Raw genomic sequence first — 23,562 nt, forward strand, 5'->3', positions numbered from 1 at the left:
GCGGCGCACCCGGCGCACGCGGGTCAGCCGACGGCGCGCAGGAGCTGCCGGCTGACGTGGACCAGTCCCGACGGGGCTTCGCCGGAGGCGGCCTGGGCCTCACCGGAGCCGGCGAGGAGGAGCAGGAGGAGGCCGAACGCGAGCGCGGGCAGGGCCAGGGTCCACCAGTGGAGTCGGGTGCTCGCGCCGCCGACCGCGGACGGCGTGCGGCGGACGGCACGGACCGGTCGGGAGGCCCGACGGGCGGCGGCCCGTCCGGCGCGAACGGACGCGGCAGCGCCGACAGAGCCGACGGACGCCGTGCCCGGGGCGGCGAGGGGCGGGCGCGGGGTGTGCGTGGTGGCCGACATGGCCGCCTCCGTGGGTGTTCGGGTCGGACTGGCTCGCTGCTTCGAATCTAGGAAACCGAAGCGGCCGTTCCCATCCGGGGCACACCCCACCGGACCCTGAACCTGACCCCCTAGGGGACGGTGGGGATAACCCCACCCCTCCCCCACTCCCCGCGGCTGTCAGGGGGAGGCGATCGTGGCGATGACGGAGATGATCACGGACACCACGAGCATCGCGCCCAGCACGAGGCCGAGCTTCTTGTGGCCGTTCTGCGGGTTCGGTTCGAGTACGGGCGACATGCCGTTCAGTCTCGCATGCCGCATTCGTCCTCGATCGTGCGGTCCCGGCCCGCGAGGACGCCGAGGACGATCTGCGGGACGAGGAGCCCGGCCATCAGGGCCAGCGGGAGGTCCCAGCCTCCGCTGTGCTGGTAGAGGGTGCCGATGACGAGCGGGCCGGGGATCGAGATGAGGTAGCCGGTGCTCTGGGCGAAGGCGGACAGCCTGACGACGCCGGCCGGGGTCTTGGCGCGCAGCCCGATCATGGTGATGACGAGCGGGAACGCGCAGTTGGAGACGCCCAGCAGCAGGGCCCAGGCCCAGGCTCCGCCGGCGGGGGCGAGGTGGAGCCCGAGGTAGCCGGCGAGGCCGAAGAGGCCGAGGACGACGGCGATGGGGCCCTGGTTGCGCATCCGTCCGGCGAGGCCGGGGATGACGAAGGCCAGCGGCACGCCCATGACCATGGTGACGGCGAGCAGGACACCGGCGGTGGAGGCGGAGACCCCGGCGTCGCGGAAGATCTGCGGGAGCCAGCCCATGGTGACGTAGGCGCCGGTGGCCTGGAGGCCGAAGTAGCAGGCCAGCGCCCAGGCGGTGCGGCTGCGGACGACGGACGGCCCGGCGGCCTCGCGTACGGCGGCGGGCGCGGCGGCCTTCTCGCGGCGGGCGGCGAGGGCGACGGGTACCCAGGGCAGGACGGCGGCCGCGGCCAGGACCGCCCAGATCAGCAGGCCCGTACGCCAACTGCCGCCGAGCGCGCCGGTCAGCGGGACGGTCGCGGCGGCGGCGAGGGAGGTGCCGGCGGCCAGGGCCATCGAGTAGAGGCCGGTCATGGTCCCGACCCGGTCGGGGAACCAGCGCTTGACGATCACCGGGAGCAGCACGTTGGTCACGGCTATGCCGGCCAGGGACAGGGCGCTCGCGGCGAGGAAGGCGGCGGCGCCGTCCGCGAAGGGGCGTATCAGCAGGCCGGCGGCCACGGCGGCCATGCCGGCGCAGACGACGGCGGCCGGGCCGAAGCGGCGCGAGAGGCGGGGCGCGGTGACGCCGAAGACGGCGAAGCAGAGGGCGGGGACGGAGGTGATCAGTCCGGCGACGGCGCCGCTCATGTGGAGGCCGGTGCGGGCTTCCTCGAAGAGGGCGCCGAGGCTGGTGATGGCGGGCCGCAGATTGAGGGCGGCCAGCACGATGCCGACGATGAGGACCGGACCGAGCCAGGCGGGCGTGCGCTCCGCGGGGGGAGCGGTCGGCGTCCGGTGGTCGTGCGGGGCCCCGGCGGGGCGCTGGAGGGTCTGGATGTCTTCGTCGGGCATTGCACCATCATAGAATCATGGGATGATTGGTTGTCCAGTCGTCGTACGCCGTACCCCACGGATCCGGACCCCGGGGCCGTGCCAGAGAGGACCCCGACCGCATGCCGTTGACCTCGCCCCGGCGATCCGCGCTCGTCGACCAGGTGATCGCCCAGCTCAGGAACCAGATCACGTCCGGTGAGTGGCCGGTCGGCAGTCGCATCCCGACCGAGCCCGCGCTGGTGGAGCTGCTGGGCGTCGCCCGCAACACCGTGCGGGAGGCCGTACGCGCCCTCGCGCACAACGGGCTCCTCGACATCCGCCAGGGCTCGGGCACCTACGTGATCGCCACGAGCGAGCTGGCCGGCGTCATGCACCGGCGCTTCGCGGGCGCCGATCCCCGGCACATCGCGGAGCTGCGCTCGACGCTGGAGTCCTCGGCGGCGCGACTGGCGGCCGAGCGGCGGACCGAGCGGGACCTCCAGCAACTGGACGCGCTGCTGGCGCGGCGCGAGGAGGCCTGGGACAGCGGGGACGCCGAGCGGTTCGTCGGGGCGGACGTCGGCCTGCACATGGCGGTGGTGACGGCCTCGCACAACGACGTGCTGATCGAGCTCTACGCCGACCTGGGCGATCTGGTGGCGGACTGGCTGCGGACGGACGTCGGCACCGAGCTGCGGCCGGCCGACCACCTGGACCACTCCCGGCTGATCGAGGCGATCCGGCGCGGGGACGCGGACGCGGCGGCCTCGGAGGCGGCGGGCTATCCGTTCGTGTGCCTCGGCAAGGGCGCGCGGTAGGACCGCGCGCCGGCGTCGGGATTCAGTCGGCCCGAGATCCAGGGGGCGGACGTCGGCCTGGCGGCCGGGATTCAGTCGGTGGGGGGCGACGGCCTTTCGTGGCTCACCCAGGCCGTACGGACCTCCTTCCAGCAGCGGCCCGTGAGCCGGGTGCGCCCGGCGGCGTCCAGGGGCACGGCGGCGCTGTCCCCGTCCACGTCCCACCAGCGGTCGCACTCCACGTGCAGCCGGAGCAGGTCGGTCTCGGGGTAGGGGTTGTGGCAGGTCGCCACGACCAGCGAGCCGTCGATCCGGGTGTCGCAGTCGGCCCCGTAGAGCTCGGGGGCCGGGGGCTTGGCGGGGGTGGCGGGCGGCTCGGCGGGCAGGTCGGCGAAGTCCGCGACCGTCCCGGCCGCCGGATCGGGTCCGGTCGCCGGGCCCCGTTCGTCGGGCCGCGCGGCGGCCCCGCCCGGCATGAGGAGTGCGGTCAGGACCACGGAGGTGATCAGCAGCGATACCGCTCGGATCGGTCTCGCGCCCACGCCCGTACCTCCTCCCCGTACCGGCCGGGAAGATCCCGACGTGGTCAGTTTGCAGGCATCTGTCCTGGTTTTCGACTCGGGAAGATCCGGTCAGTCGACGAAAATCTGATCGAAGCGTCATCCATCGCCGCGAAAGCGGCGGTGGCCGCGCTCCCCTTCCCGGGAAACGCGGCCACCGCCGTACGGATGCGCGAGGCGTCCTCGATCAGGCAGATCAGGCACCCATCGCGTGCAGGCCGCCGTCCACGTGGACGATCTCGCCGGTGGTCTTCGGGAACCAGTCCGACAGCAGCGCGACGACGCCCTTGCCCGCCGGCTCCGGGTCGCTCATGTCCCACTCCAGCATGGAGCGGCTGTTCCAGACGTCCGCCAGCTCCGTGAAGCCCGGGATGGACTTCGCGGCCATCGAGCCGATCGGACCGGCCGAGACCAGGTTGCAGCGGATGTTCTCCTTGCCCAGGTCACGGGCGAGGTAGCGGCTGGTGGCCTCCAGCGCGGCCTTGGCCGGGCCCATCCAGTCGTACTGCGGCCAGGCGAACTGCGCGTCGAAGGTGAGGCCGACGACGGCCGCGCCCTCCGCCGGGAACAGCGGCTTGCACGCCATGGTCAGCGACTTCAGCGAGAACGCCGAGACGTGCATGGCGGTCGCGACCGACTCGAACGGGGTGTTCAGGAAGTTGCCGCCGAGCGCGTCCTGCGGTGCGAAGCCGATGGAGTGGACGACCCCGTCGAGGCCGCCGAGCTCGTCGCGGACGAGGCCCTCCAGGCGGGCCAGGTGCTCGTCGTTGGTGACGTCGAGCTCGATCACCTTCACCGGCTTGGGCAGCTTCTTGGCGATGCGCTCGGTCAGCGTCGGCCGCGGGAACGCGGTGAGGATGACCTCGGCGCCCTGCTCCTGGGCCAGCTTGGCGGTGTGGAAGGCGATGGACGACTCCATCAGCACCCCGGTGATGAGGATGCGCTTTCCGTCGAGAATTCCGCTCATGGTGATCAGTGACCCATGCCCAATCCGCCGTCAACGGGAATGACGGCTCCGGTGATGTACGCGGCGTCGTCGGACGCCAGGAAGCTCACGGCCGCCGCGATCTCCTCGGGCCGCGCGTAGCGGGCCAGGGGCACCTGGGAGACGATGGCCGCGCGCTGCTCGTCGGTGAGCACCTTCGTCATGTCGGTGTCCACGAAGCCGGGGGCGACCACGTTGAAGGTGATGTTGCGCGAGCCCAGCTCGCGGGCGAGCGAACGGGCGAAGCCGACGAGCGCGGCCTTCGAGGCGGCGTAGTTGGCCTGGCCCGCCGAGCCCAGCAGGCCCACGACCGAGGAGATCAGGACCACGCGGCCCTTCTTCGCGCGCAGCATGCCGCGGTTGGCGCGCTTGACGACGCGGAAGGTGCCGGTGAGGTTGGTGTCGACGACGGACGCGAAGTCCTCCTCCGACATGCGCATCAGCAGCGTGTCCTTGGTGATGCCGGCGTTGGCCACCAGCACCTCGACGTTGCCGTGCTTGTCCTCGATCTCCTTGTAGGCCTGCTCCACCTGCTCGGAATCGGTGATGTCGCAGCGGACCGCCAGGACACCCAGCGAGGTGAGCTCCTCCGGGGGCTCGCCCGACCGGTACGTGATCGCGACCTTGTCGCCGGCCTGAGCGAAGGCTCGGGCGATGGCGAGGCCGATGCCCCGGTTACCTCCGGTGACGAGAACCGAGCGGCTCAACGGATCACCCTTTCGCTAGCTGTCTTGAATACCGAAAACCTATAGGCCCCCTCGGCCATCCGGAGAATCGGGCTCCGACAGGGCCTTGCGACGGGGGCTGTCGCATTCCTACAGAAAGATGTAGGCACAAGAGCCTCGAGCGCGACATGATCGGGGCGACCGGCCCCGACCCCGGGAGGATTTCCGTGGCCCATTCCATCGACGCGGCTTTCACCGCGCTGCCCCTGCGGGCGCTCGCCGACGCGGCGCTCGCACGGGCCCGCGCGCTCGGCGCCGAGCACGCCGACTTCCGGCTGGAGCGGATCCGCAGCGCCTCCTGGCGCCTGCGCGACGCCAAGCCCTCGGGCGGCTCCGACACCACCGACCTCGGGTACGCCGTCCGTGTGGTGCACGGCGGCAGCTGGGGCTTCGCCTCGGGCGTGGACCTCACCATGGACGGCGCCGCCCGGGTGGCCTCGCAGGCCGTCGCCATGGCGAAGCTGTCCGCCCAGGTCATCAAGGCGGCGGGGTCCGACGAGCGGGTCGAGCTCGCCGACGAGCCCGTGCACGCGGAGAAGACCTGGATCTCCGCCTACGACGTGAACCCCTTCGAGGTTCCCGACGCCGACAAGGCGGCCCTGCTCGCCGACTGGAGCTCCCGGCTGCTCGCCGCCGAGGGCGTCGCGCACGTGGACGCGTCGCTGCTCGCCGTCCACGAGAACAAGTTCTACGCCGACACGTCGGGCACCACCACCACCCAGCAGCGGGTACGCGTCCACCCGCAGCTCACCGCCGTCGCCGTCGACTCGACCACCGGCGAGTTCGACTCCATGCGCACCATCGCCCCGCCCACCGGGCGCGGCTGGGAGTACCTGACCGGCACCGGCTGGGACTGGGACGCCGAGTTGGAGCGGATCCCGGACTTCCTCGCGGAGAAGATGCGCGCCCCGAGCGTCGAGGCCGGGCGCTACGACCTGGTCGTGGACCCGTCGAACCTGTGGCTGACCATCCACGAGTCGATCGGCCACGCCACCGAGCTCGACCGGGCGTTGGGCTACGAGGCGGCGTACGCGGGGACCTCCTTCGCCACCTTCGACCAGCTGGGCAAGCTCAAGTACGGCTCCTCGATCATGAACGTGACGGGTGACCGCACCGCCGAGCACGGCCTGGCCACCATCGGCTACGACGACGAGGGCGTCGAGGCGCAGAGCTGGGACCTGGTCAAGGACGGCACCCTGACCGGCTACCAGACGGACCGGCGGATCGCGAAGCTGACCGGCCTCGGCCGCTCGAACGGCTGCGCGTACGCCGACTCCCCCGCGCACGTGCCGGTGCAGCGGATGGCGAACGTCTCGCTCCGGCCGGATCCGGGCGGGCTCTCCACGGAGGACCTGATCGGCGGGGTGGAGCGGGGGATCTACGTGGTCGGCGACCGCTCGTGGTCGATCGACATGCAGCGCTACAACTTCCAGTTCACCGGGCAGCGCTTCTTCCGCATCGAGAACGGCCGGCTGGCCGGGCAGCTGCGCGACGTGGCGTACCAGGCGACGACCACCGAGTTCTGGGGCTCGATGGAGAAGGTCGGCGGTCCGCAGACGTACGTCCTGGGCGGCGCCTTCAACTGCGGGAAGGCCCAGCCGGGTCAGGTCGCGTCGGTCTCGCACGGCTGCCCGTCCGCCCTGTTCCGCGACGTGAACATTCTGAACACCACGCAGGAGGCCGGACGCTGATGTCTGCGATTCGTACGAAGCCCCACGAGATCGTCGAGCGGGCGCTGGAGCTGTCCACGGCCGACGGATGCGTCGTCATCGCCGACGAGGAGTCCAGCGCCAACCTGCGGTGGGCGGGCAACGCGCTCACCACCAACGGCGTCACCCGCGGTCGGACCCTGACGGTCATCGCCACCGTCGACGGCAAGGAGGGCACGGCCTCGGGGGTCGTCTCGCGCTCCGCCGTCACGGTCGCGGACCTGGAGCCGCTGGTCCGGGCCGCCGAGGCGGCCGCGCGCGGGGCCGGTCCCGCCGAGGACGCCCAGCCGCTGGTGACGGGCACCCCGGCCTCGCCGGACTTCACCGACGCCCCGGCCGAGACGTCCTCGGCGGTGTTCGCGAACTTCGCGCCGGCCCTCGGCGAGGCCTTCGCACGGGCCCGCGCGGGCGGCCGGGAACTGTACGGGTTCGCCCACCACGAGCTGGTGTCCACCTACGTCGGCACCTCGACCGGTCTGCGCCTGCGTCACGACCAGCCCAACGGCACCCTCGAACTCAACGCCAAGTCGCCGGACCGCACCCGCTCGGCCTGGACCGGGCGCGCCACCCGCGACTTCAAGGACGTGGACCCGACCGCGCTCGACGCGGAGCTGGCCGTACGCCTGGGCTGGGCGGAGCGGAAGGTCGAGCTGCCGGCGGGCCGGTACGAGACCCTGCTGCCGCCGACCGCCGTGGCGGACCTGCTGATCTACCAGATGTGGTCGGCGGCGGCCCGGGACGCGGTCGAGGGCCGGACGGTGTTCTCCAAGCCGGGCGGGGGCACCCGTATCGGGGAGCGGCTCTCGGAGCTGCCGCTGACGCTGCGCAGCGATCCGAACGCGCCGGGCCTGGAGTGCGCGCCGTTCGTGATCGCGCACAGTTCGGGCGACGACGCCTCGGTGTTCGACAACGGCCTGCCGGTCGGGGCGACCGAGTGGATCAGCGGCGGCGAGCTGGCCCGGCTGACCTCGACCCGGCACAGCGCCGCCCTGACCGGGCTGCCGCTGTCGCCGACGTTCGGGAACCTCATCCTGGACGCGGGCGGGGAGAAGTCGCTGGAGGAGATGGTGGCGGCCTCGGGCCACGACGGGCCCTGCCTGCTGCTGACCTGCCTCTGGTACATCCGCGAGGTCGACCCGGCCACCCTGCTGCTCACGGGCCTGACCCGGGACGGCGTCTACCTGGTGGAGAACGGGCAGGTCACGGGCGAGGTGAACAACTTCCGGTTCAACGAGTCCCCGGTGGACCTGCTGTCGCGGGCCTCGGAGGCGGGCCGGACCGAGAAGACGCTGCCGCGCGAGTGGGGCGACTGGTTCACGCGGGCCGCGATGCCGGCGCTGCGGATCCCGGACTTCAACATGAGCTCGGTCAGCAAGGGCGTGTGACACACCTAGACTGACCATGGCAGTTTCAGACATCGAAGGAGTCGAGAGACCGTGACGGACATCGTCGACGAACTGAAGTGGCGTGGGCTCTTCGCCCAGTCCACCGACGAAGAAGCGCTGCGCAAGGCGTTCGCGGACGGTCCCGTCACGTTCTATTGCGGCTACGACCCCACCGCGGCCTCGCTGCACGTGGGGCACCTGGTGCAGGTCCTGACCATGCGCCGGCTCCAGCTGGCCGGGAACCGGCCGCTGGCGCTGGTCGGCGGGGCCACCGGTCAGATCGGTGACCCCCGTCCGACCGCCGAGCGGACGCTGAACGACCCCGCCGTCATCGCGGAGTGGGTGAACCGGCTGCGTTCGCAGATCGAGCCGTTCCTGTCCTTCGAGGGCGAGAACGCGGCGGTCCTGGTGAACAACCTGGACTGGACGGCGGGCATGTCCGCCATCGAGTTCCTGCGGGACATCGGCAAGCACTTCCGCGTCAACAAGATGCTGACGAAGGACTCCGTGGCCAAGCGCCTGGAGTCCGACCAGGGCATCAGCTACACGGAGTTCAGCTACCAGCTGCTCCAGGGCATGGACTTCCTGGAGCTGTACCGCCGGTACGGCTGCGTCCTCCAGCAGGGCGGCTCGGACCAGTGGGGCAACCTGACGGCCGGTCTCGACCTGATCCACCGCGTCGAGCCGACCGCGCAGGTGCACGCGATGGCGACGCCGCTGATGGTCAAGGCGGACGGCACCAAGTTCGGCAAGACCGAGGGCGGGGCCGTATGGCTCGACCCGCAGATGACGACGCCGTACGCGTTCTACCAGTTCTGGCTGAACGTGGACGACCGGGACATCTCCACCTACATGCGGATCCTGTCGTTCCGGAGCCGTGAGGAGCTGGAGGCGCTGGAGGCGCAGACCGCCGAGCGGCCGCAGGCGCGGGCCGCCCAGCGGGCGCTGGCGGAGGAGCTGACGACGCTGGTGCACGGCGCGGAGCAGTGCGCCGCCGTGATCGCCGCGTCGAAGGCGCTGTTCGGTCAGGGCGACCTGGCGGAGCTGGACGAGGCCACGCTGGCCGCGGCCCTGTCCGAGCTGCCGCACGTCAAGGTCGAGGAACTCGGCCAGGTCGTGGACCTGCTCGCCGAGACCGGCCTGGTCGCCAGCAAGTCGGCCGGCCGTCGGACCGTGAAGGAGGGCGGCGCCTACGTGAACAACGTGAAGGTGACCGCCGAGGACGCGGTCCCGGCCCCGGAAGACCTGCTGCACGGCCGCTGGCTGGTGCTGCGGCGCGGCAAGAAGAACCTGGCCGCGGTCGAGGTCACCGGCCTCTAGGCCGGACGTTTCCTGGTGCGCCACGAGGGGGCCGGTGTGGACGACGCGTCCGCACCGGCCCCCTCGTCGTACCCGCGACCGGGCCGCTACGCGGTATGCCTCTTGCCGCCCCTCAGCGCCATGTAGATCATGTCGCCCAGTCCGACGATGAGCACGGCGCCCGCGAGCTGGAGCAGGTGGCGGACCCAGTCGATGCCCTTGGTGTCCTCGACGCCGATCCACCGGGAGACGGCGTTGCCGAGGACGGCTCCGGCGATGCCGAAGAGGGTCGTCAGCCACAGGGGCTGGTGCTGCTTCCCCGGCAGGATGGCGCGGGCGATGAGACCCAGGACGAAACCGACGATGATCGCCCACAACCATTGCATGTCGAGCCTCCTCGTGGCGCGTGGTGCGCATGTGGGCCCAGTTTCAACCCGCCCGACCTACCGCGCATTTCGGACACCGCCGTTCGGGGGGAGCCCCCGAGGACGCCACCGAGGTACCCCCTCCTCCCCGCCGTCCGGCGGGCGGCGTACCGTGGGAGGGTCCGGGCGGGAGAGTGCCCGGCGGGTGGATCGGGTGGTGGAGCGTGCAGCGGACGAAGCGGAACGGCGCCGAGGTCTTCCGGATCACGGGAGCCCGGATGGGGCTCGCCGAGGACGTACGGGGTCGGCAGCGCCGGTACGTCATCTCGATGACGGTGCGGACCCTGTCGGTCATCGCGACGGTGATCCTGTGGAACGTGGAGCGGCACGTGGCGATGGTGACGCTGGCCGCCGGCGTCCTGTTGCCGTACATCGCGGTGGTCATCGCGAACGCCGGGCGCGAGTCCACGCCCTCGTTGCCCTCGCACTTCGTGCCCTCGCCGGTGCGCCCCGCGCTGGAAACGGCAAACCTCAATAAAACCTCAGATCAATCATGAAGTTCCGGTGCACCGCACGGGGTCCTGCGTGACATACTGCCTACGCGCTCCGCATCCCCCGTCGGAGCGACGGACCGACGCCGGGCAGCTCCCCCCGTGGCTGCCCGGCGTCGCCCTTCCGTTCCCGGGGTGTTTGTAGGGTTGAGGCTGTGACTTCCCCTGATACGAACACCCCCGATCCCGGTACGGGCGCCCCGCCACCCGACCCCGCCCCCGTCTGCTCCGCCAAGGGCTGCCGCGACGCGGCGGTGTGGGTCCTGGCCTGGAACAACCCGACGCTGCACACGCCGGAGCGGCGCAAGACCTGGCTGGCCTGCGAGGAGCACCGCGAGCACCTGTCGCAGTTCCTGGGGGTCCGGGGTTTCCTCAAGGACGTCGTGCGCCTGGAGGACTGGGTGCAGCCGGAGGGCTCCGAACGCCCTTGAGGAACGCGTGAGCCCCGGTCGTGACCGGGGCTCAGGCGTCAGGCAGTGGGCGGACGGTGTCGGTTCAGCCGCCGATCGCCGACATGGGCCGGTCGGGCTGGAGGAACGACGGGTCGTCGAGGCCGGAGCCGGCCTTCTTGCCCCACATCGCCACCTTCCACAGGCGGGCGATCTCCTCGTCCGGGGCGCCCGAGCGCAGCGCGCCGCGCAGGTCCGACTCCTCGGTGGCGAACAGGCACGTACGGATCTGGCCGTCGGCCGTGAGGCGGGTGCGGTCGCAGGCGCCGCAGAACGGGCGGGTGACGGAGGCGATGACGCCGACGGTGGCGGGGCCGCCGTCGACGATCCACCGCTCGGCGGGGGCGGAGCCGCGCTCGTCGGCGCCTTCCTCGGTGAGGGTGAAGCGGGTGCGCAGGGATTCCAGGATGTCCCCGGCGGTGATCATCCCGTCGCGCTTCCAACCGTGCTGGGCGTCGAGCGGCATCTGCTCGATGAAGCGGAGCTCGTACTCGTGCTCCACTGCCCAGGCGAGGAGGTCGGGGGCCTCGTCGTCGTTGAGGCCGGGCATGAGGACGGCGTTGACCTTGACGGGGGTGAGGCCGGCGTCGCGGGCGGCGGCCATGCCCTCGATGACGTCCTTGTGGCGGTCGCGGCGGGTGAGGGTCTTGAAGACCTCGGGGCGCAGGGTGTCGAGGGAAACGTTCACCCTGTCGAGGCCGGCGGCCTTCAGGGCCTGCGCGGTGCGCTTGAGGCCGATGCCGTTGGTGGTCAGCGACATCCTGGGCCGGGGCTCCAGGGCGGCGCACTGTTCGACGATGCCCACGAGGCCGGGGCGCAGCAGCGGCTCGCCACCGGTGAAGCGGACCTCGGTGATCCCGAGCCGGGTGACGGCGATGCGAATGAGCCGGACGATCTCCTCGTCGCTGAGGAGGTCGGACTTGCCGAGCCACTGCAGGCCCTCTTCGGGCATGCAGTACGTACAACGCAGGTTGCACCGGTCGGTCAGTGAGACGCGCAGGTCAGTGGCCACGCGGCCATACGTGTCGAGAAGCACGGTGGGCCCCCTCCCCTGTCCGGATCTAGAGGTTGTATGGATCGAGCCTACGCGACCCACATGTCGGCGAGGGATGCCCGAATGAACGATACGTAACATGGCCGCGTCGTAGGGAAGTACGACGCGGCCACGCAGGGTGTTCGGGCGATCTCAGGGAGCCCCGGTCAGTGGGCCCCGGTCCCGGTGAGGGAGCGCACCTCCAGCTCGGCGAACTTCTGCGGGTCGGCCTTCTCCTTGGAGAGGACGGTTCCCAGCCAGCCGAGGAGGAAGCCGAGGGGGATGGAGATGATGCCGGGGTTCTCCAGGGGGAACCAGTAGAAGTCGGCGTCCTTGAACATCGACGTGGGCTTGCCGGAGACGACCGGCGAGAAGAGCACCAGGCCGACGGCCGAGATCAGGCCTCCGTAGATGGACCACAGCGCGCCCTGGGTGGTGAAGCGCTTCCAGAAGAGGCTGTAGAGGATCGTCGGGAGGTTCGCGGAGGCGGCGACCGCGAAGGCGAGGGCGACGAGGCCGGCGACGTTGAGGTCGCGGGCGAGGGCGCCGAGGCCGATGGCGACGGCTCCGATGACCACGGTGGACCAGCGGGCCGCGCGCACCTCCTCCTTCTCGGTGGCCTTGCCCTTGCGGATGACGTTCACGTAGAGGTCGTGCGCGAACGACGAGGAGGAGGCGAGGGTCAGGCCGGCGACCACCGCGAGGATGGTGGCGAAGGCGACCGCGGAGATGACGGCGAGGAGGATCGCGCCGCCGGTGGAGCCGGCTCCGCCGCCGACCTCCTGGGCGAGGAGGGGGGCCGCGGTGTTGCCGGCCTTGTTGGAGGCGAGGATGTCGTCCCGCTTGAGCAGGGCGGCGGCGCCGAAGCCGAGGGCGATGGTCATCAGGTAGAAGGCGCCGATGATGCCGATGGCCCAGTTCACGGACTTACGGGCGGCCTTGGCGGTGGGCACGGTGTAGAAGCGGATCAGGATGTGCGGCAGGCCCGCGGTGCCGAGGACCAGGGCGAGGCCGAGGGAGATGAAGTCCAGCTTCGTCAGCGCGTCCTTGCCGTACTTGAGTCCGGGCTCCAGGAACTTGGTGCTCTGGCCGCTGTTCTCGGCGGCCTGGCCCAGCAGGGCGGAGATGTTGAAGTTGAACTTGATCAGCACCAGGAAGGTGATCAGGAGCGCGCCCGCGATGAGCAGCACCGCCTTGATCATCTGGACCCAGGTGGTGCCCTTCATGCCGCCGATGGTCACGTAGAGGATCATCAGGACGCCGACCAGGGCGACGACGGCGACCTTGCCGCCGTCGCTGGTGATGCCCAGCAGCAGCGAGACGAGGACGCCGGCGCCGGCCATCTGGGCGAGCAGGTAGAAGATCGAGACCACGATGGTGGAGGTGCCCGCGGCGGTGCGGACGGGCCGCTGGCGCATCCGGTACGCGAGGACGTCGCCCATCGTGTAGCGGCCGGAGTTGCGCAGCGGCTCGGCGACGAGGAGCAGGGCGACGAGCCAGGCGACGAGGAAGCCGATGGAGTAGAGGAAGCCGTCGTAGCCGAAGAGGGCGATGGCTCCGGCGATGCCGAGGAAGGACGCGGCGGACATGTAGTCGCCGGAGATGGCCAGGCCGTTCTGGAAGCCGGTGAACTGGCGGCCGCCGGCGTAGAAGTCGGCGGCGTCCTTGGTCTGGCGGCCGGCCCAGATCGTGATGATCAGGGTGGCGACGACGAACAGCCCGAACAGGGTGATGATCAGCGGGCGGTGCTCGCTCGCTCCGGCGGCGACCGTCAGGTGCGGGATGGCGCTCACGCTCCGCCCTCCATCCGCTTCTTGATGGCCTCGGCCTTGGGGTCGAGCTTGGCGGCGGCGTGCCGGGAGTAGAGCCAGGCGATCAGGAAGGTCGTCGCGAACTGGGCGAGGCCGAGGACGAGCGCGACGTTGATGTTGCCGAAGAGCTTGGTCCCCATGAAGTCGCCCGCGTAGCTGGACAGCAGGACGTAGAGCAGGTACCAGGCGATGAAGGCCACGGTGAGCGGGAAGGCGAAGGAGCGGTAGGAGCCGCGCAGTCGCGCGAATTCGGGGCTCTGCTGGACACGCGCGAACTCATCGGCCGAGGGACTCGCCTGGGCGGATCCCGCGCCGCCTGTGGGCGGCGCTGCTTCGGTGGTCACGGGGGGCTCTCCTTGTGACGCGGGTGCGGTGGGGACGACGGACAAAACAACCTCCGTGCGGGGGGATGGTGGCGCTGATCCCCCCTGTCAACGGCACGGACGGCGTGTCGCGACGGTTCAACACCACAGTTTTTTTGGCTTCTTATCTTTTTTGAACACCGATTTCTCGAACTGATGGCGGAAACAGGACCTGCGGCACTAGGTTCGCGTGTCATGAACCCGTCGGGCGCGACCGCGCCCGTGCGGCTTTTTCACGATCACGATGATGTGGAGAACCCATGCCTCATCCGGTCCACGGCCGTCGGCGAGCCCTCGTCGTTCCGGTCGGCCTGGCGCTCACCGCCTCGCTCGCCTTCCTGCCCTCGGTGTCGGCCTCGGCCGCTCCGCTGGGCAACACGGCGGAGGCGGCGACGACTTCGAAGGCCACGACGACCGGCCCCAAGCTGTCGTACGTGGCGAACCTGAACTCGTACGCCACGACGCAGGCGGCGAAGAAGGCCATCGAGCGGGCCGGCGGTACGGTCGTGACGGCCTATGAGCAGATAGGCGTCATCGTCGCGCACTCCCAGAACCCGGAGTTCGCCAAGACGCTGCGCGCCAATCGCGGCCTGTTCGTCTCGGTCGGCGCCACCCGTACGGCCCCCCTCCAGTCGGTGCAGACCACCGACGAGGGCGCGACGCAGCACCTGAGCGCGGCGGACGCCGCCAAGGCCGCGGCGGCGGCCCAGGAGGGTCAGGAGCCGCTGGAGTCCAACCAGTGGGACCTGCGGACGATCAAGGCCGATCAGGCTCACAAGATCAACGATGGCAGCCAGGACGTCACCGTCGGCATCATCGACACGGGTGTCGACGACACTCACCCCGATCTCGCCCCCAACTTCTCCAGGGAGCAGTCGGCCAACTGCGTCGGCGGCGTCGCGGACACCACCGAGGGCGCCTGGCGTCCGTACGCGGACGGCAGCGACCACGGCACGCACGTGGCCGGCACCATCGGGGCCCCGCGCAACGGCGTGGGCATCAGCGGTGTCGCGCCGGGCGTGAAGATAGCCGGCATCAAGGTGAGCGAGCCCGGCACCAGCCTCTTCTACACCGAGGCGGTCGTCTGCGGCTTCATGTTCGCCGCCGAGAAGGGGATCGAGGTGACCAACAACAGCTACTACGTCGACCCCTGGCTCTACAACTGCAAGTCGGACGACGACCAGAAGGCGCTGGTGGAGGCCATCGGGCGGGCGACCAAGTACGCCGAGCGCAAGGGCACGCTGCACGTGGCCTCGGCCGGCAACTCGAACCACGACCTGGCCGGGAAGTCGATCCTCGACGACACCAGCCCGAACGACACCACCCCGGTGCCGCGCACCATCGACCCGAGCGTCTGCCTGGACCTGCCCACGCAGCTCCCGGGCGTGGTCACGGTGTCCGCGACCGGTGACAAGGGTCTGCGGTCGTACTACTCCAGCTACGGCCTGGGCGTCGTGGACGTGGCCGCCCCCGGCGGCGACAAGTGGCAGATCCCGGCCACCCCGGACGGCAACGGCCGCGTGCTGTCCACCGTCCTGGGCGGCGGCTACGGCTACAAGCAGGGCACCTCGATGGCCGCCCCGCACGTGGCGGGCGTCGCGGCGCTCCTCAAGAGCGCCCACCCGTCCGCCACGCCCTCGCAGATCCAGGCGATGCTCAAGGGCCAGGCCACGAAGGCGGAGTGCCCGGCGCAGATCTACGACAACGCCGGCACGCTGATCGACGCCACCACCTGCCAGGCCAAGTGGGGCCAGACGGGCTACTACGGCCACGGCGTGGTCGACGCGCTGAAGGCCGTCAAGTAACCGGCTGAAACGGAAGAGGGGCCGGGCGGGGAACAACACCCCGCCCGGCCCCTCGTCGTTCGTACGCCTGCATCAGGGCTTGATCAGCACCTTGAGCGCGCTGCGGTCGTCCATCGCGCGGTAGCCGTCCGGGACCTCGTCCAGGGACACGGCGCGGTCGAAGACGGGCGCCGGGTCGATGGCCCCGCTCAGCACGTCCTCCAGCAGCTCGGGGATGTAGGCGCGCACGGGGGCGACGCCGCCGCGCAGGGTGATGTTGCGGTCGAACATCACGCCGAGGTCGAGGCCGGTGCCGCTGCCGTGCGGGACGCCGACGTAGCCGATGGCGCCGCCGTCGCGGGTGATGTTCACGGCCGTGCGCATGGACATCTCGGTGCCGACCGCCTCGATGACGCAGTGCGCGCCCTGACCGCGCGTCAGCTCGCGCACCGCCGCCTCGGCGGCCTCGCCCCGCTCGGCCACCACGTCGGTGGCGCCGAACCGCTTCGCGAGGTCGGTGCGTACGGAGTGCCGGCCCAGGGCGATGATCCGCTCGGCCCCGAGCCGCTTGGCCGCGAGGACCCCGCACAGGCCGACCGCGCCGTCACCGACGACGGCGACGGTGGAGCCGGCGCGCACGCCGGCGCCGAGGGCCGCGTGGTGGCCGGTGCCCAGGACGTCGGAGAGGGCGAGCAGGCCCGTCAGCAGGTGATCGTCCGAGGCGGCGGCCGCGGGCAGCTTCACGAGGGTGCCGTCCGCGTGCGGGACCCGGACGGCCTCGCCCTGGCCGCCGTCGTGGCCGACCGAGCCCCAGAAGCCGCCGTGGAGGCAGGAGGTGTACAGGCCCTCGGAGCAGTAGTCGCAGGTGCCGTCGGACCACATGAAGGGCGCGACGACGAGGTCGCCGACCTTCAGGCCGGACACGGCCGACCCGGTCTCCTCGACGACGCCGAGGAACTCGTGGCCGATGCGCTGGCCGGGCTGCCGCTCGGCTTCGCCGCGGTAGGCCCACAGGTCGCTGCCGCAGATGCAGGCACGCAGGACGCGGACGACGGCGTCCTCGGGGCGCTGGATCGCAGCGTCGGGCACCTCCTCCACGCGGATGTCGTGCGGGGCGTGGATGACGGTGGCGCGCATGGTGGGGCAGCCCTCCGGAACAGGGTTGGTTCAGTCTTGTACGACTTTTTTGACCTCCCCACCGTACGCCTGTCCGGCCGCGAGCGCGCCCGTGGCCAGCAGGTACTGGGCCCCCAGGTACGTGGCCATGATCCAGAAGTCGGGCCGCGGCAGCTGCGGCCACTGCGCGACCCCCGTCGCGATCAGCGTGTCGGAGAGCAGGAACAGCGCCCCGCCCACCCCCGCGGCCCGCCCCAGCGCCCCGGCGCGGTAGGCCATGGCGGTGAGCAGCAGGCTGTACCCGGCGACGGGGATCCGCAGCTCCGCCGGGAGGTCGCCCCAGAGCAGGGCGACGGTGGTGACGAGGGCGAGGGCGTACGCCGCCCCGAGCGCGGGGCCGGTCCGGCCCCGGCCGAAGAGGACGAGGTAGCAGACGTGCCCGGCGGCGAAGGAGCCCATGCCGATCAGGAAGGCGGGGTCGGCGTCGAAGAGCAGGGCCACGTCCCCGCCCCAGCCGAACAGCAGGGCGGCGACCAGCAGGCGGGGGGCGCCCCGCGACAGTACGTGGGCCACGAGCAGCGGCATCAGCAGCGGCTTGGCGATGACGTGGCCGAGGTGCCAGCCGGCCAGCAGCGAGCCGAGGTCGAGGGCGACGGCGGCGACGAAGGCGACGAGCAGCACCCGGCCGGCGCGTGCGGACCGGTCGGAGACGGGCCCGGCGGGCGGGGACGGCGTACGGGATCCGGTGACGCTCATGCGGCGGGCTCCCGCTCGGGCGCGGCGGGGGCTTTGCCGGCGGCGGGGGCTTTGTCGGCTTCGGCGGCGGGGGCCGCCGGCTGCCAGCCGGGGCCGCGGAAGACCCGTCCGGCGCGCTCGCGCCAGGTCCGGGCGGCGCGCACGTCGCGCGCGATGGCGGCGTACTCGTGGGTGGCCACGCGGAGCGGGTTGTGCGTGTCGATGTTCTTGGTGAGCCCGTAGACGGGCCGCTCGGTCTCGCCCACCCAGGATCCGAACATCCGGTCCCAGACGATCAGGATGCCGCCGAAGTTCCGGTCCAGGTAGCCGCCCTGGGAGGCGTGGTGGACGCGGTGGTGGGATGGGGTGTTGAAGACGTACTCGTAGGGCCTCGGCAGCTTCCCGATGCGCTCGGTGTGGACCCAGAACTGGTAGAGCAGGTTGAGGCCGTAGCAGAACGGGATCGCGGCCGGGTGCACGCCGAGGGCGACCATCGGCAGGTAGAACCACCACGTGGTGGCGCTGGTCCAGGGCTGGCGCAGGGCGGTGGTGAGGTTGAACCGGCGGCTGCTGTGGTGGACCACGTGGCAGGCCCACAGGATGCGGATGACGTGGTGCAGCCGGTGCTGCCAGTAGTAGAGGAAGTCCTGGACGAGCAGCATCAGCAGGGCGGTCCACCACAGGAACGGCACGCGCAGCGGGGTCAGTTCGTAGACCGCCGTGAAGACCGCGACGACGGGGAGCTTCCAGAGCAGGTCGAAACCGATGCTGCCGATCCCCATGGTGACGCTGGTGACGGCGTCCTTGGTGTCGTAGCCGGCTGCGTCCTCGTCGGGATGGAGCCGGTAGCTCACCACCTCGATGACGGTGAGCAGTACAAAGGCAGGTATGGACCACAGCACGACATCGGGCAGGTTCGGCATGCCCGCACCATAGAGGCGCCTTCGGGGGTGCCGCTAGAGGTTGTTACCGATCGGTACCCTGTTCCCGCCCGAGCGGCTCCTGTGCCAGTGGGAGCCGCCCCGGGCGGGGATCGGGGGGGTTACCAGACCCGGACCGACGCGCCCTTGGCGAAGGCCGGGCTGGTGGCGGCCGGTGGGATCTCGGTCAGGGGTTCGGCGATCTCCGCGACCGTCGGGCCGACCTTCGCCGCGACCGCGTCCAGGAGCGCCAGGTCGAAGCCGTACACGCGGGCCGCGTTGCCGCCCACCATCGCGGCGACCTCCTCGCGCGGGAGGCCCGCGTAGGCGACGCGCAGGCCCTCGCGGGAGAAGGGGGTCGTGCCCTCGTCGTGGGGGTAGTCGCTGCCCCACATGATCTTGTCGAGGCCGATCCGGTCCCGCAGCGGGACCTCGTGGGGGCGCATGAAGCTGGCGCCCACGAAGCAGTTGTCCCGCCAGACCTCGCTCGGGCCCGCGCCCATGGACTCCGCCAGGCCCGCGCCGAACTTGGCCTCCGCCGTGGACGCCGCCGCGACGAGCCGGCCGTGGTAGTAGTCCAGCATCTCCAGCACGCCCGGGATCCAGCCCGAGCCCTGCTCCGTCAGGACCAACTTCAGGCCCGGGTGGCGCCGGAAGGCACCGCCGAAGATCAGGTGCCACAGGGCGCGGTGCGAGAACCAGGTGGTCTCCACCATGAAGACCGCCCGAGCGGCGGGTTCGTCCCCCAGGGGAGGCGAGGCCGAGCCGCCGTGGTGGTTGACCGGGACGTCCAGCTCGGCGCACACGGCCCAGATCGGGTCGTACGCCGCCGAGTACAGCTCGGGGACCGTCGAGCCGGGCGGCACGCCGGGCAGCAGGATGCCGCCCGTCAGGCCGGCTTCCTTCGTACGACGGATCTCCCGCACCGCCGCGTCCACGTCGTTCAGCAGGATCTGGGCCACGCCCGCCCGCCGGCCCGGGGCGTCCGCGCAGAAGTCCGCCAGCCAGCGGTTGTGGGCCTGGAGCCCGGCCCACCGCAGCCCGTACTCCTCGGCCGTCGGCGGCTGCGCCATCAGCGAGGCCTTCGGGAAGAACGGCGGGATGGTGTTCGGGAAGAGCACCTCCGCGACGATCCCGTCCGCTTCGAGCTCGGCCAGTCGCCGGGCCGAGTTCCAGTTGCGGTCGGCCGTGTCGGCGAGGAGGTCCTCGTACGGGTTCACGTACGTGGCCGCCCAGGCGTCGAACTCCTCGTGGTGGCGCTTCTCCAGGTACGGCTTGTAGTCGAGGAGGTCGGCGCCGGCGTGGCAGTCCGCCGAGATGACCGTGTAGCGGTCTTCCGTCATGAGGAGACCCCCAGGACCGGGAAGTCGTTCTCGGTCAGCCAGTGCCGGCCCACCTCGCGCGAGCGCGCCCAGGAGGCCTCCACCGCCGCCTGGTCCGGGGACTGGCCCAGCTCGGCCGGGGTGGGGCCGATGCCGCGGGCGATCGGGGCGAGCTTGTCCGTGTCGAAGCCGAAGACCTCGGCCGCCGCCAGGCCCAGCATGCGGCGGGTCTCCGCGACCGGGATGTCGTGGAAGGTCTTGCGCAGCCAGTTCCGGGTGTCGGGCCAAGTGCCCTCGGGGTGCGGGAAGTCCGAGCCCCACAGGATGTTGTCGACGCCGATCTCGTAGCGCTGGGCGAGTTCGCGGCGTTTCGTGTTCGTCGCGCAGACGAAGACCTGGCGGTCGAGGTACTCGCTCGGCGGGCGCTTCAGCTCCGCGAACGGCGAGAGCTTCTTGCCGCCGTGGGCGCCGAGGTAGAGCCGGTCCATGAACCACAGCTGGTTCGGCAGCCACCAGCAGCCCGACTCGGCCACGCCGAACCTCAGGCCCGGGTGGCGCTCGAAGACCCCGGACCACAGCAGGAACCACAGCGGGCGGGCCGGCCACCAGGTGACCTCGGAGACGTAGATGCCGAGGTGGTCGCCGTACTCGTGGCGGGGCGCGGCCCCGGAGTGGGTGACGATCGGCATCGCCGTCTCGGCGGCGGCCGCCCACACCGGGTCGTAGCGGCGGTCGTGGTAGGGCGCCTTGTCCACCCACATGGAGGGGATCATCAGCGCGCCGAGTCCGGACTCCTTGGCGCGGTGGATCTCGGCGACGACCTTGTCCGGTTCCCCGGTGATGGGGAGGAGCGCGACCCCGCAGTGCCGCTCGGGATTCCGTGAGACGAACTCGGCGAGCCAGCGGTTGTGCGCCTGCGCGCCCGCCATGCCCAACTCGGGGTCCTGGTCGCCGGACAGGCCCAGGCCCACGCCGAAGGGGGCGGCGGTCTGGCTGTCGACGGCGTCCGCGTCGGGGAAGACGACCTCGGCGGCCACGCCGTCGCCGTCGAGTTCCTTGAGCCGCTGTACGGCGTCCCAACCGCCCTTGAGGCCCTCCTCGTGGTCGTGGAACCACTTCTCGGCGAAGGCCTCGTTGCGTACGCCGAGCCGGGTGGCCTCCTCGCGGCGCGCGTCGCGCTGACCGAGGAACTCGTCGAACTCGCGGTGGAAACGGGGGTCGAGGTAGGGGCGGTACTGCTCGGTGGGCAGGCCCGCGTGGCAGTCGGAGGAGATGATCAGGTACGGGTCTTCGTACGGTGTGTCGCTCACGGCACGACTCCTCAGTCGAGGATGAAGCTCTCCAGGTAGGCGGGGTTGGCGCGGTCGAGCATCGACTGCGAACGGGCGCGGATCTGCCGGTCGCTGTGCTCGCTCGCCGGGAGCATCCAGAAGCGGTCGGCGCGGATGCCGTCGACGACGTGCTCGGCGACCTCCTCGACCGGGGTGAACTCCACCGCGTGGCCGGCCCGCTTCATCGCGGCCTCGTACTGGTCGAGGCTGCGGTACGGGGACGTGCGCGGGCGCCGCTTCGCGTACCGCTCGGGGCGGTTGCGGTGGGACTCCCACAGGCCGGTGCGCAGCATGTGCGGGCCGGGGAAGAGGACGGAGGCGCCGACGGACGCGCCCTCCGCCTTGAGATGGGCGTAGAGGGATTCGGTCATGGTGACGACGGCCGCCTTGGTGACGGCGTAGACGGAGGCGGTGGGCAGCGGGGCGATGCCGCCGTCGCCGGAGGAGGTGTTGACGACGTGGCCGGGGGCGCCGCCCTCGATCATGCGCGGGACGAAGGCCTGGATGCCGTGGAAGACGCCCCACACGTTGACGGAGAACGCCCACTTCCAGTCGTTCGGCTCGTGCTGCCACATGCGGCCCTCGGCGCCGGAGCCGACGCCCGCGTTGTTGCACAGGACGTGTACGGCGCCGAAGCTCTCGTAGGCGGCGTCGGCCAGCGCGAGCACGCTGTCGCGGTCGCTGACGTCGACGACCCTGGCGAGGACCTCGGCGCCGTCCGCGACCAGTTCCTCGGAGGCCTTGCGCAGGGCGGCCTCCTCCACATCGGCGAGGACCACCCTGAGGCCCTCGGCGGCGAAGCGGCGGGCCATGGCGAGGCCGATGCCGCTCGCGGCGCCGGTGACGACGGCGACCTGTCCGGGTTCGAGTCGCATCTCAGACGCTGCCTTCCGGAGGGCCGTCGAGGATCTGCGTCGGGTCGTCGTAGCGCTGGTGGATGTACGGGAGCAGGGCCCTGGCGCTGACGCGTTCGACGACCCTGCCCTTCTGGTCGGTGGTCTTCTCGCCGATGGTGATCTCCACGACGCGGCGGACGGGGAGGTCGGCGACGGGGTCGTACATCGACTCGCGCAGGACGATGTCACCGGTGATGTGCTCCAACCTGCGGACCTTCTCGTTGCGGGTGCAGTGCACGAGGACCGGGTCCGCGTCGAAGCCGGAGCCGTCCACGGCGGGCAGGAACTTGAAGTAGAAGTCGGTCTTGCGGGTGGGCTCGGGCAGGGGCAGGGCGCGGTCGACGGCCCCGCGCACCTCCACGAAGGCGATCCCGTGCCGGGCGAGGGCGGCCCGTACGACGAGTCCCTCGCGCTCCACGGTGACCTCGCCGAGCTTCTTCGGCTCGCCGAACACCTCGCGGCCGCCGGTCAGGGCGCGCTCGTGGGTCATCGGCATGACGAGGGGGTACCAGCCCTCGACTCCGCCGTGCCGGGCGGCGACGGCCACGGAGCCGGCGCCGAGGGGGTAGCCGGGCAGGTCGACCTTGCTGATGTTGGCCCGTACGAGGGGCCGTTCGGCGGGCTTGAGCGGCGGGGGCAGCACCGCCGCCACGACGTCCGGGTCGCTCTCCCAGACGGCCACCACGCCGGTGGACCAGATGTCGGGGAGGTTCGCACTCTTCTCGCGCGACGCCGCGATCTCGGCCTCGGTCCGCGCTCCGTACCGTACGCGTGCCATCTCTCGCACCACCTCTCGGTTCGGTTCTGTAACACAGTTACACCGCCACGGATGAAGGGTAAAGACCCCTGCACGGGCCAGAATTGACGGTCCGACAGATCCAACAGATTGGCGGGACGGCCATGGCCAGAACCACGCTCTCCCGTGACGAGGTACTGGCGGCGGCCGCGGCCCTGGTCAGGCAGCACGGCCCGGCGGCCCTGACCATGCGGGGGCTCGCCGCCGCGCTGGGCACGGCGGTGACCTCCATCTACTGGCACGTCGGCAACCGCGAATCGCTGCTCGACGCGCTCGTGGAGCGCACCGTGCAGGAGATGGGCGCGGTCCGCCCCGAGGGCCGCACGCCGGCGGAGCGGATCCTGTCGGTGGCCCGGACCCTGCGCCGCGAACTGCGCGCGCGCCCGCACCTGATCGCGATGGTCCACGAACGCGGCCTCACCGAGCGCATGTTCCTGCCCGCGCAGCAGGCGCTCGTCCACGAGGTGCACGCCGCCGGACTGCGCGGCGCGCGGGCCGCCGACGCGGTGCGGGCCATCCAGTTCCAGATCGTCGGCTTCCTGCTGGTCGAGCGCAACCGCGAGCGCTCCCCCGCCCAGTCCCCGGCCGAGGGCGACCTGTGGGACCCGGCCGCCGCCCCCGACGATCCGGCGCTCGCCCGCGCCCTGGCCCGCCCGGCCGAACCCGAACGGCTGTTCCTGCTGTCGGTGCGGGCCCTGACGGAGGCCCTGCTCCACCGGCCCGGAGGATAATCGGATTGCCCCGGCGGG

General features: G+C 71.4%; 25 protein-coding genes. 8 read left to right on the forward strand and 17 right to left on the reverse strand.

Annotation, left to right across the window (positions count from 1 at the left end):
* Nucleotides 1–23: 23 nt before the first annotated feature.
* The 3 genes from M4D82_RS08330 to M4D82_RS08335 all read right to left on the reverse strand — a co-directional run bounded on the left by M4D82_RS08330 (nucleotide 24) and on the right by M4D82_RS08335 (nucleotide 1,921).
* On the reverse strand, nucleotides 24–350 hold the full coding sequence (locus tag M4D82_RS08330; protein ID WP_249772362.1) for a hypothetical protein: 327 nt from the start codon (nucleotides 348–350) through the stop codon (nucleotides 24–26).
* A 159-nt stretch (nucleotides 351–509) separates the two neighbouring features.
* Nucleotides 510–629, reverse strand: coding sequence for an SGM_5486 family transporter-associated protein (locus M4D82_RS34030; RefSeq protein WP_283844456.1), 120 nt, complete (start codon nucleotides 627–629; stop codon nucleotides 510–512).
* A gap of 5 nt (nucleotides 630–634) precedes the next feature.
* On the reverse strand, nucleotides 635–1,921 hold the full coding sequence (locus tag M4D82_RS08335; protein ID WP_249765423.1) for a CynX/NimT family MFS transporter: 1,287 nt from the start codon (nucleotides 1,919–1,921) through the stop codon (nucleotides 635–637).
* 101 nt (nucleotides 1,922–2,022) lie between these two features.
* On the opposite strand from M4D82_RS08335, the gene M4D82_RS08340 reads away from it, so the two are divergent.
* Nucleotides 2,023–2,700 (forward strand): FadR/GntR family transcriptional regulator, encoded by a 678-nt coding sequence (locus M4D82_RS08340; RefSeq protein ID WP_249765424.1) that lies wholly within the window; start codon nucleotides 2,023–2,025, stop codon nucleotides 2,698–2,700.
* Nucleotides 2,701–2,771: 71 nt separating this feature from the next.
* Here the strand turns inward: M4D82_RS08340 and M4D82_RS08345 are convergent, their stop codons facing one another.
* The 3 genes from M4D82_RS08345 to fabG form a co-directional block, all read right to left on the reverse strand.
* Nucleotides 2,772–3,221: a hypothetical protein gene (locus tag M4D82_RS08345; protein ID WP_249765425.1), complete on the reverse strand. Its 450-nt coding sequence runs from the start codon at nucleotides 3,219–3,221 to the stop codon at nucleotides 2,772–2,774.
* 214 nt (nucleotides 3,222–3,435) lie between these two features.
* On the reverse strand, nucleotides 3,436–4,206 hold the full coding sequence (gene fabI, locus M4D82_RS08350) for an enoyl-ACP reductase FabI (RefSeq protein ID WP_249765426.1): 771 nt from the start codon (nucleotides 4,204–4,206) through the stop codon (nucleotides 3,436–3,438).
* Between the two features lie 5 nt (nucleotides 4,207–4,211).
* Entirely contained in the window at nucleotides 4,212–4,931 is a 720-nt protein-coding gene (gene fabG / locus M4D82_RS08355) for a 3-oxoacyl-[acyl-carrier-protein] reductase (RefSeq protein WP_249765427.1), read from the reverse strand.
* A gap of 146 nt (nucleotides 4,932–5,077) precedes the next feature.
* Here fabG and M4D82_RS08360 point away from each other — a divergent pair, with 146 nt between their 5' ends.
* Genes M4D82_RS08360 through tyrS form a run of 3 tightly spaced genes read left to right on the forward strand, consistent with a single transcriptional unit; the run spans nucleotide 5,078 to nucleotide 9,363 of the window.
* Nucleotides 5,078–6,640 carry a TldD/PmbA family protein gene (locus M4D82_RS08360; RefSeq protein WP_502988890.1) on the forward strand — a complete coding sequence of 521 codons (1,563 nt, stop codon included), beginning with the start codon at nucleotides 5,078–5,080 and terminating at the stop codon, nucleotides 6,638–6,640.
* Entirely contained in the window at nucleotides 6,640–8,043 is a 1,404-nt protein-coding gene (locus M4D82_RS08365) for a metallopeptidase TldD-related protein (protein ID WP_249765429.1), read from the forward strand. Before M4D82_RS08360 ends, M4D82_RS08365 begins: the two co-directional genes overlap by 1 nt.
* A gap of 51 nt (nucleotides 8,044–8,094) precedes the next feature.
* Nucleotides 8,095–9,363, forward strand: coding sequence for a tyrosine--tRNA ligase (tyrS, locus tag M4D82_RS08370; RefSeq protein ID WP_249765430.1), 1,269 nt, complete (start codon nucleotides 8,095–8,097; stop codon nucleotides 9,361–9,363).
* An 86-nt stretch (nucleotides 9,364–9,449) separates the two neighbouring features.
* On the opposite strand, the gene M4D82_RS08375 is transcribed toward tyrS, so the two are convergent.
* A complete protein-coding gene (locus M4D82_RS08375) occupies nucleotides 9,450–9,728 on the reverse strand; it encodes a GlsB/YeaQ/YmgE family stress response membrane protein (protein WP_249765431.1) in 279 nt (92 codons plus the stop codon).
* A gap of 203 nt (nucleotides 9,729–9,931) precedes the next feature.
* On the opposite strand from M4D82_RS08375, the gene M4D82_RS08380 reads away from it, so the two are divergent.
* A complete protein-coding gene (locus M4D82_RS08380) occupies nucleotides 9,932–10,264 on the forward strand; it encodes a DUF3099 domain-containing protein (protein WP_283844457.1) in 333 nt (110 codons plus the stop codon).
* 149 nt (nucleotides 10,265–10,413) lie between these two features.
* A complete protein-coding gene (locus tag M4D82_RS08385) occupies nucleotides 10,414–10,689 on the forward strand; it encodes a hypothetical protein (protein ID WP_249765432.1) in 276 nt (91 codons plus the stop codon).
* Between the two features lie 64 nt (nucleotides 10,690–10,753).
* Here the strand turns inward: M4D82_RS08385 and moaA are convergent, their stop codons facing one another.
* From moaA to M4D82_RS08400, 3 genes are all read right to left on the reverse strand, one after another.
* Nucleotides 10,754–11,743, reverse strand: coding sequence for a GTP 3',8-cyclase MoaA (moaA, locus tag M4D82_RS08390; RefSeq protein WP_249765433.1), 990 nt, complete (start codon nucleotides 11,741–11,743; stop codon nucleotides 10,754–10,756).
* A gap of 164 nt (nucleotides 11,744–11,907) precedes the next feature.
* Nucleotides 11,908–13,533 carry a monocarboxylic acid transporter gene (locus M4D82_RS08395; RefSeq protein ID WP_249765434.1) on the reverse strand — a complete coding sequence of 542 codons (1,626 nt, stop codon included), beginning with the start codon at nucleotides 13,531–13,533 and terminating at the stop codon, nucleotides 11,908–11,910.
* A complete protein-coding gene (locus M4D82_RS08400) occupies nucleotides 13,530–13,895 on the reverse strand; it encodes a DUF485 domain-containing protein (RefSeq protein ID WP_249765435.1) in 366 nt (121 codons plus the stop codon). The genes M4D82_RS08395 and M4D82_RS08400 overlap by 4 nt, the downstream gene beginning before the upstream one ends.
* A gap of 278 nt (nucleotides 13,896–14,173) precedes the next feature.
* Here M4D82_RS08400 and M4D82_RS08405 point away from each other — a divergent pair, with 278 nt between their 5' ends.
* Complete coding sequence (locus tag M4D82_RS08405) at nucleotides 14,174–15,718, forward strand: S8 family serine peptidase (RefSeq protein ID WP_249765436.1); 1,545 nt, start codon at nucleotides 14,174–14,176, stop codon at nucleotides 15,716–15,718.
* 72 nt (nucleotides 15,719–15,790) lie between these two features.
* On the opposite strand, the gene M4D82_RS08410 is transcribed toward M4D82_RS08405, so the two are convergent.
* The 7 genes from M4D82_RS08410 to M4D82_RS08440 all read right to left on the reverse strand — a co-directional run bounded on the left by M4D82_RS08410 (nucleotide 15,791) and on the right by M4D82_RS08440 (nucleotide 22,795).
* Nucleotides 15,791–16,834: a zinc-dependent alcohol dehydrogenase family protein gene (locus tag M4D82_RS08410; protein WP_249765437.1), complete on the reverse strand. Its 1,044-nt coding sequence runs from the start codon at nucleotides 16,832–16,834 to the stop codon at nucleotides 15,791–15,793.
* Nucleotides 16,835–16,864: 30 nt separating this feature from the next.
* Nucleotides 16,865–17,569, reverse strand: coding sequence for a lysoplasmalogenase (locus M4D82_RS08415; RefSeq protein ID WP_249765438.1), 705 nt, complete (start codon nucleotides 17,567–17,569; stop codon nucleotides 16,865–16,867).
* Nucleotides 17,566–18,471 (reverse strand): sterol desaturase family protein, encoded by a 906-nt coding sequence (locus M4D82_RS08420; protein ID WP_249765439.1) that lies wholly within the window; start codon nucleotides 18,469–18,471, stop codon nucleotides 17,566–17,568. Before M4D82_RS08420 ends, M4D82_RS08415 begins: the two co-directional genes overlap by 4 nt.
* 119 nt (nucleotides 18,472–18,590) lie before the next feature.
* Nucleotides 18,591–19,811, reverse strand: coding sequence for an amidohydrolase family protein (locus tag M4D82_RS08425; protein WP_249765440.1), 1,221 nt, complete (start codon nucleotides 19,809–19,811; stop codon nucleotides 18,591–18,593).
* Nucleotides 19,808–21,100 carry an amidohydrolase family protein gene (locus M4D82_RS08430; RefSeq protein ID WP_249765441.1) on the reverse strand — a complete coding sequence of 431 codons (1,293 nt, stop codon included), beginning with the start codon at nucleotides 21,098–21,100 and terminating at the stop codon, nucleotides 19,808–19,810. Before M4D82_RS08430 ends, M4D82_RS08425 begins: the two co-directional genes overlap by 4 nt.
* A gap of 11 nt (nucleotides 21,101–21,111) precedes the next feature.
* Nucleotides 21,112–21,996, reverse strand: a complete 885-nt coding sequence (locus M4D82_RS08435; RefSeq protein ID WP_249765442.1) for an SDR family NAD(P)-dependent oxidoreductase — start codon at nucleotides 21,994–21,996, stop codon at nucleotides 21,112–21,114.
* A gap of 1 nt (nucleotide 21,997) precedes the next feature.
* Entirely contained in the window at nucleotides 21,998–22,795 is a 798-nt protein-coding gene (locus M4D82_RS08440; protein WP_249765443.1) for an acetoacetate decarboxylase family protein, read from the reverse strand.
* A 122-nt stretch (nucleotides 22,796–22,917) separates the two neighbouring features.
* Here M4D82_RS08440 and M4D82_RS08445 point away from each other — a divergent pair, with 122 nt between their 5' ends.
* Nucleotides 22,918–23,544: a TetR/AcrR family transcriptional regulator gene (locus M4D82_RS08445; protein ID WP_249765444.1), complete on the forward strand. Its 627-nt coding sequence runs from the start codon at nucleotides 22,918–22,920 to the stop codon at nucleotides 23,542–23,544.
* Nucleotides 23,545–23,562 lie beyond the last annotated feature (18 nt).

It is taken from the genome of Streptomyces sp. RerS4 (assembly GCF_023515955.1).
GTDB lineage: Bacteria > Actinomycetota > Actinomycetes > Streptomycetales > Streptomycetaceae > Streptomyces.

Excerpts from the sequence above, each read along its gene's own strand:
- M4D82_RS08330 (WP_249772362.1), bottom strand. The coding sequence starts at position 350 with ATGTCGGCCACCACGCACACCCCGCGCCCGCCCCTCGCCGCCCCGGGC.
- M4D82_RS34030 (WP_283844456.1), bottom strand. The coding sequence starts at position 629 with ATGTCGCCCGTACTCGAACCGAACCCGCAGAACGGCCACAAGAAGCTC.
- M4D82_RS08335 (WP_249765423.1), bottom strand. The coding sequence starts at position 1,921 with ATGCCCGACGAAGACATCCAGACCCTCCAGCGCCCCGCCGGGGCCCCG.
- M4D82_RS08340 (WP_249765424.1), top strand. The coding sequence starts at position 2,023 with ATGCCGTTGACCTCGCCCCGGCGATCCGCGCTCGTCGACCAGGTGATC.
- fabI (WP_249765426.1), bottom strand. The coding sequence starts at position 4,206 with ATGAGCGGAATTCTCGACGGAAAGCGCATCCTCATCACCGGGGTGCTG.
- M4D82_RS08360 (WP_502988890.1), top strand. The coding sequence starts at position 5,078 with ATGATCGGGGCGACCGGCCCCGACCCCGGGAGGATTTCCGTGGCCCAT.
- M4D82_RS08365 (WP_249765429.1), top strand. The coding sequence starts at position 6,640 with ATGTCTGCGATTCGTACGAAGCCCCACGAGATCGTCGAGCGGGCGCTG.
- M4D82_RS08375 (WP_249765431.1), bottom strand. The coding sequence starts at position 9,728 with ATGCAATGGTTGTGGGCGATCATCGTCGGTTTCGTCCTGGGTCTCATC.
- M4D82_RS08405 (WP_249765436.1), top strand. The coding sequence starts at position 14,174 with ATGCCTCATCCGGTCCACGGCCGTCGGCGAGCCCTCGTCGTTCCGGTC.
- M4D82_RS08410 (WP_249765437.1), bottom strand. The coding sequence starts at position 16,834 with ATGCGCGCCACCGTCATCCACGCCCCGCACGACATCCGCGTGGAGGAG.
- M4D82_RS08415 (WP_249765438.1), bottom strand. The coding sequence starts at position 17,569 with ATGAGCGTCACCGGATCCCGTACGCCGTCCCCGCCCGCCGGGCCCGTC.
- M4D82_RS08420 (WP_249765439.1), bottom strand. The coding sequence starts at position 18,471 with ATGCCGAACCTGCCCGATGTCGTGCTGTGGTCCATACCTGCCTTTGTA.
- M4D82_RS08425 (WP_249765440.1), bottom strand. The coding sequence starts at position 19,811 with ATGACGGAAGACCGCTACACGGTCATCTCGGCGGACTGCCACGCCGGC.
- M4D82_RS08435 (WP_249765442.1), bottom strand. The coding sequence starts at position 21,996 with ATGCGACTCGAACCCGGACAGGTCGCCGTCGTCACCGGCGCCGCGAGC.
- M4D82_RS08440 (WP_249765443.1), bottom strand. The coding sequence starts at position 22,795 with ATGGCACGCGTACGGTACGGAGCGCGGACCGAGGCCGAGATCGCGGCG.
- M4D82_RS08445 (WP_249765444.1), top strand. The coding sequence starts at position 22,918 with ATGGCCAGAACCACGCTCTCCCGTGACGAGGTACTGGCGGCGGCCGCG.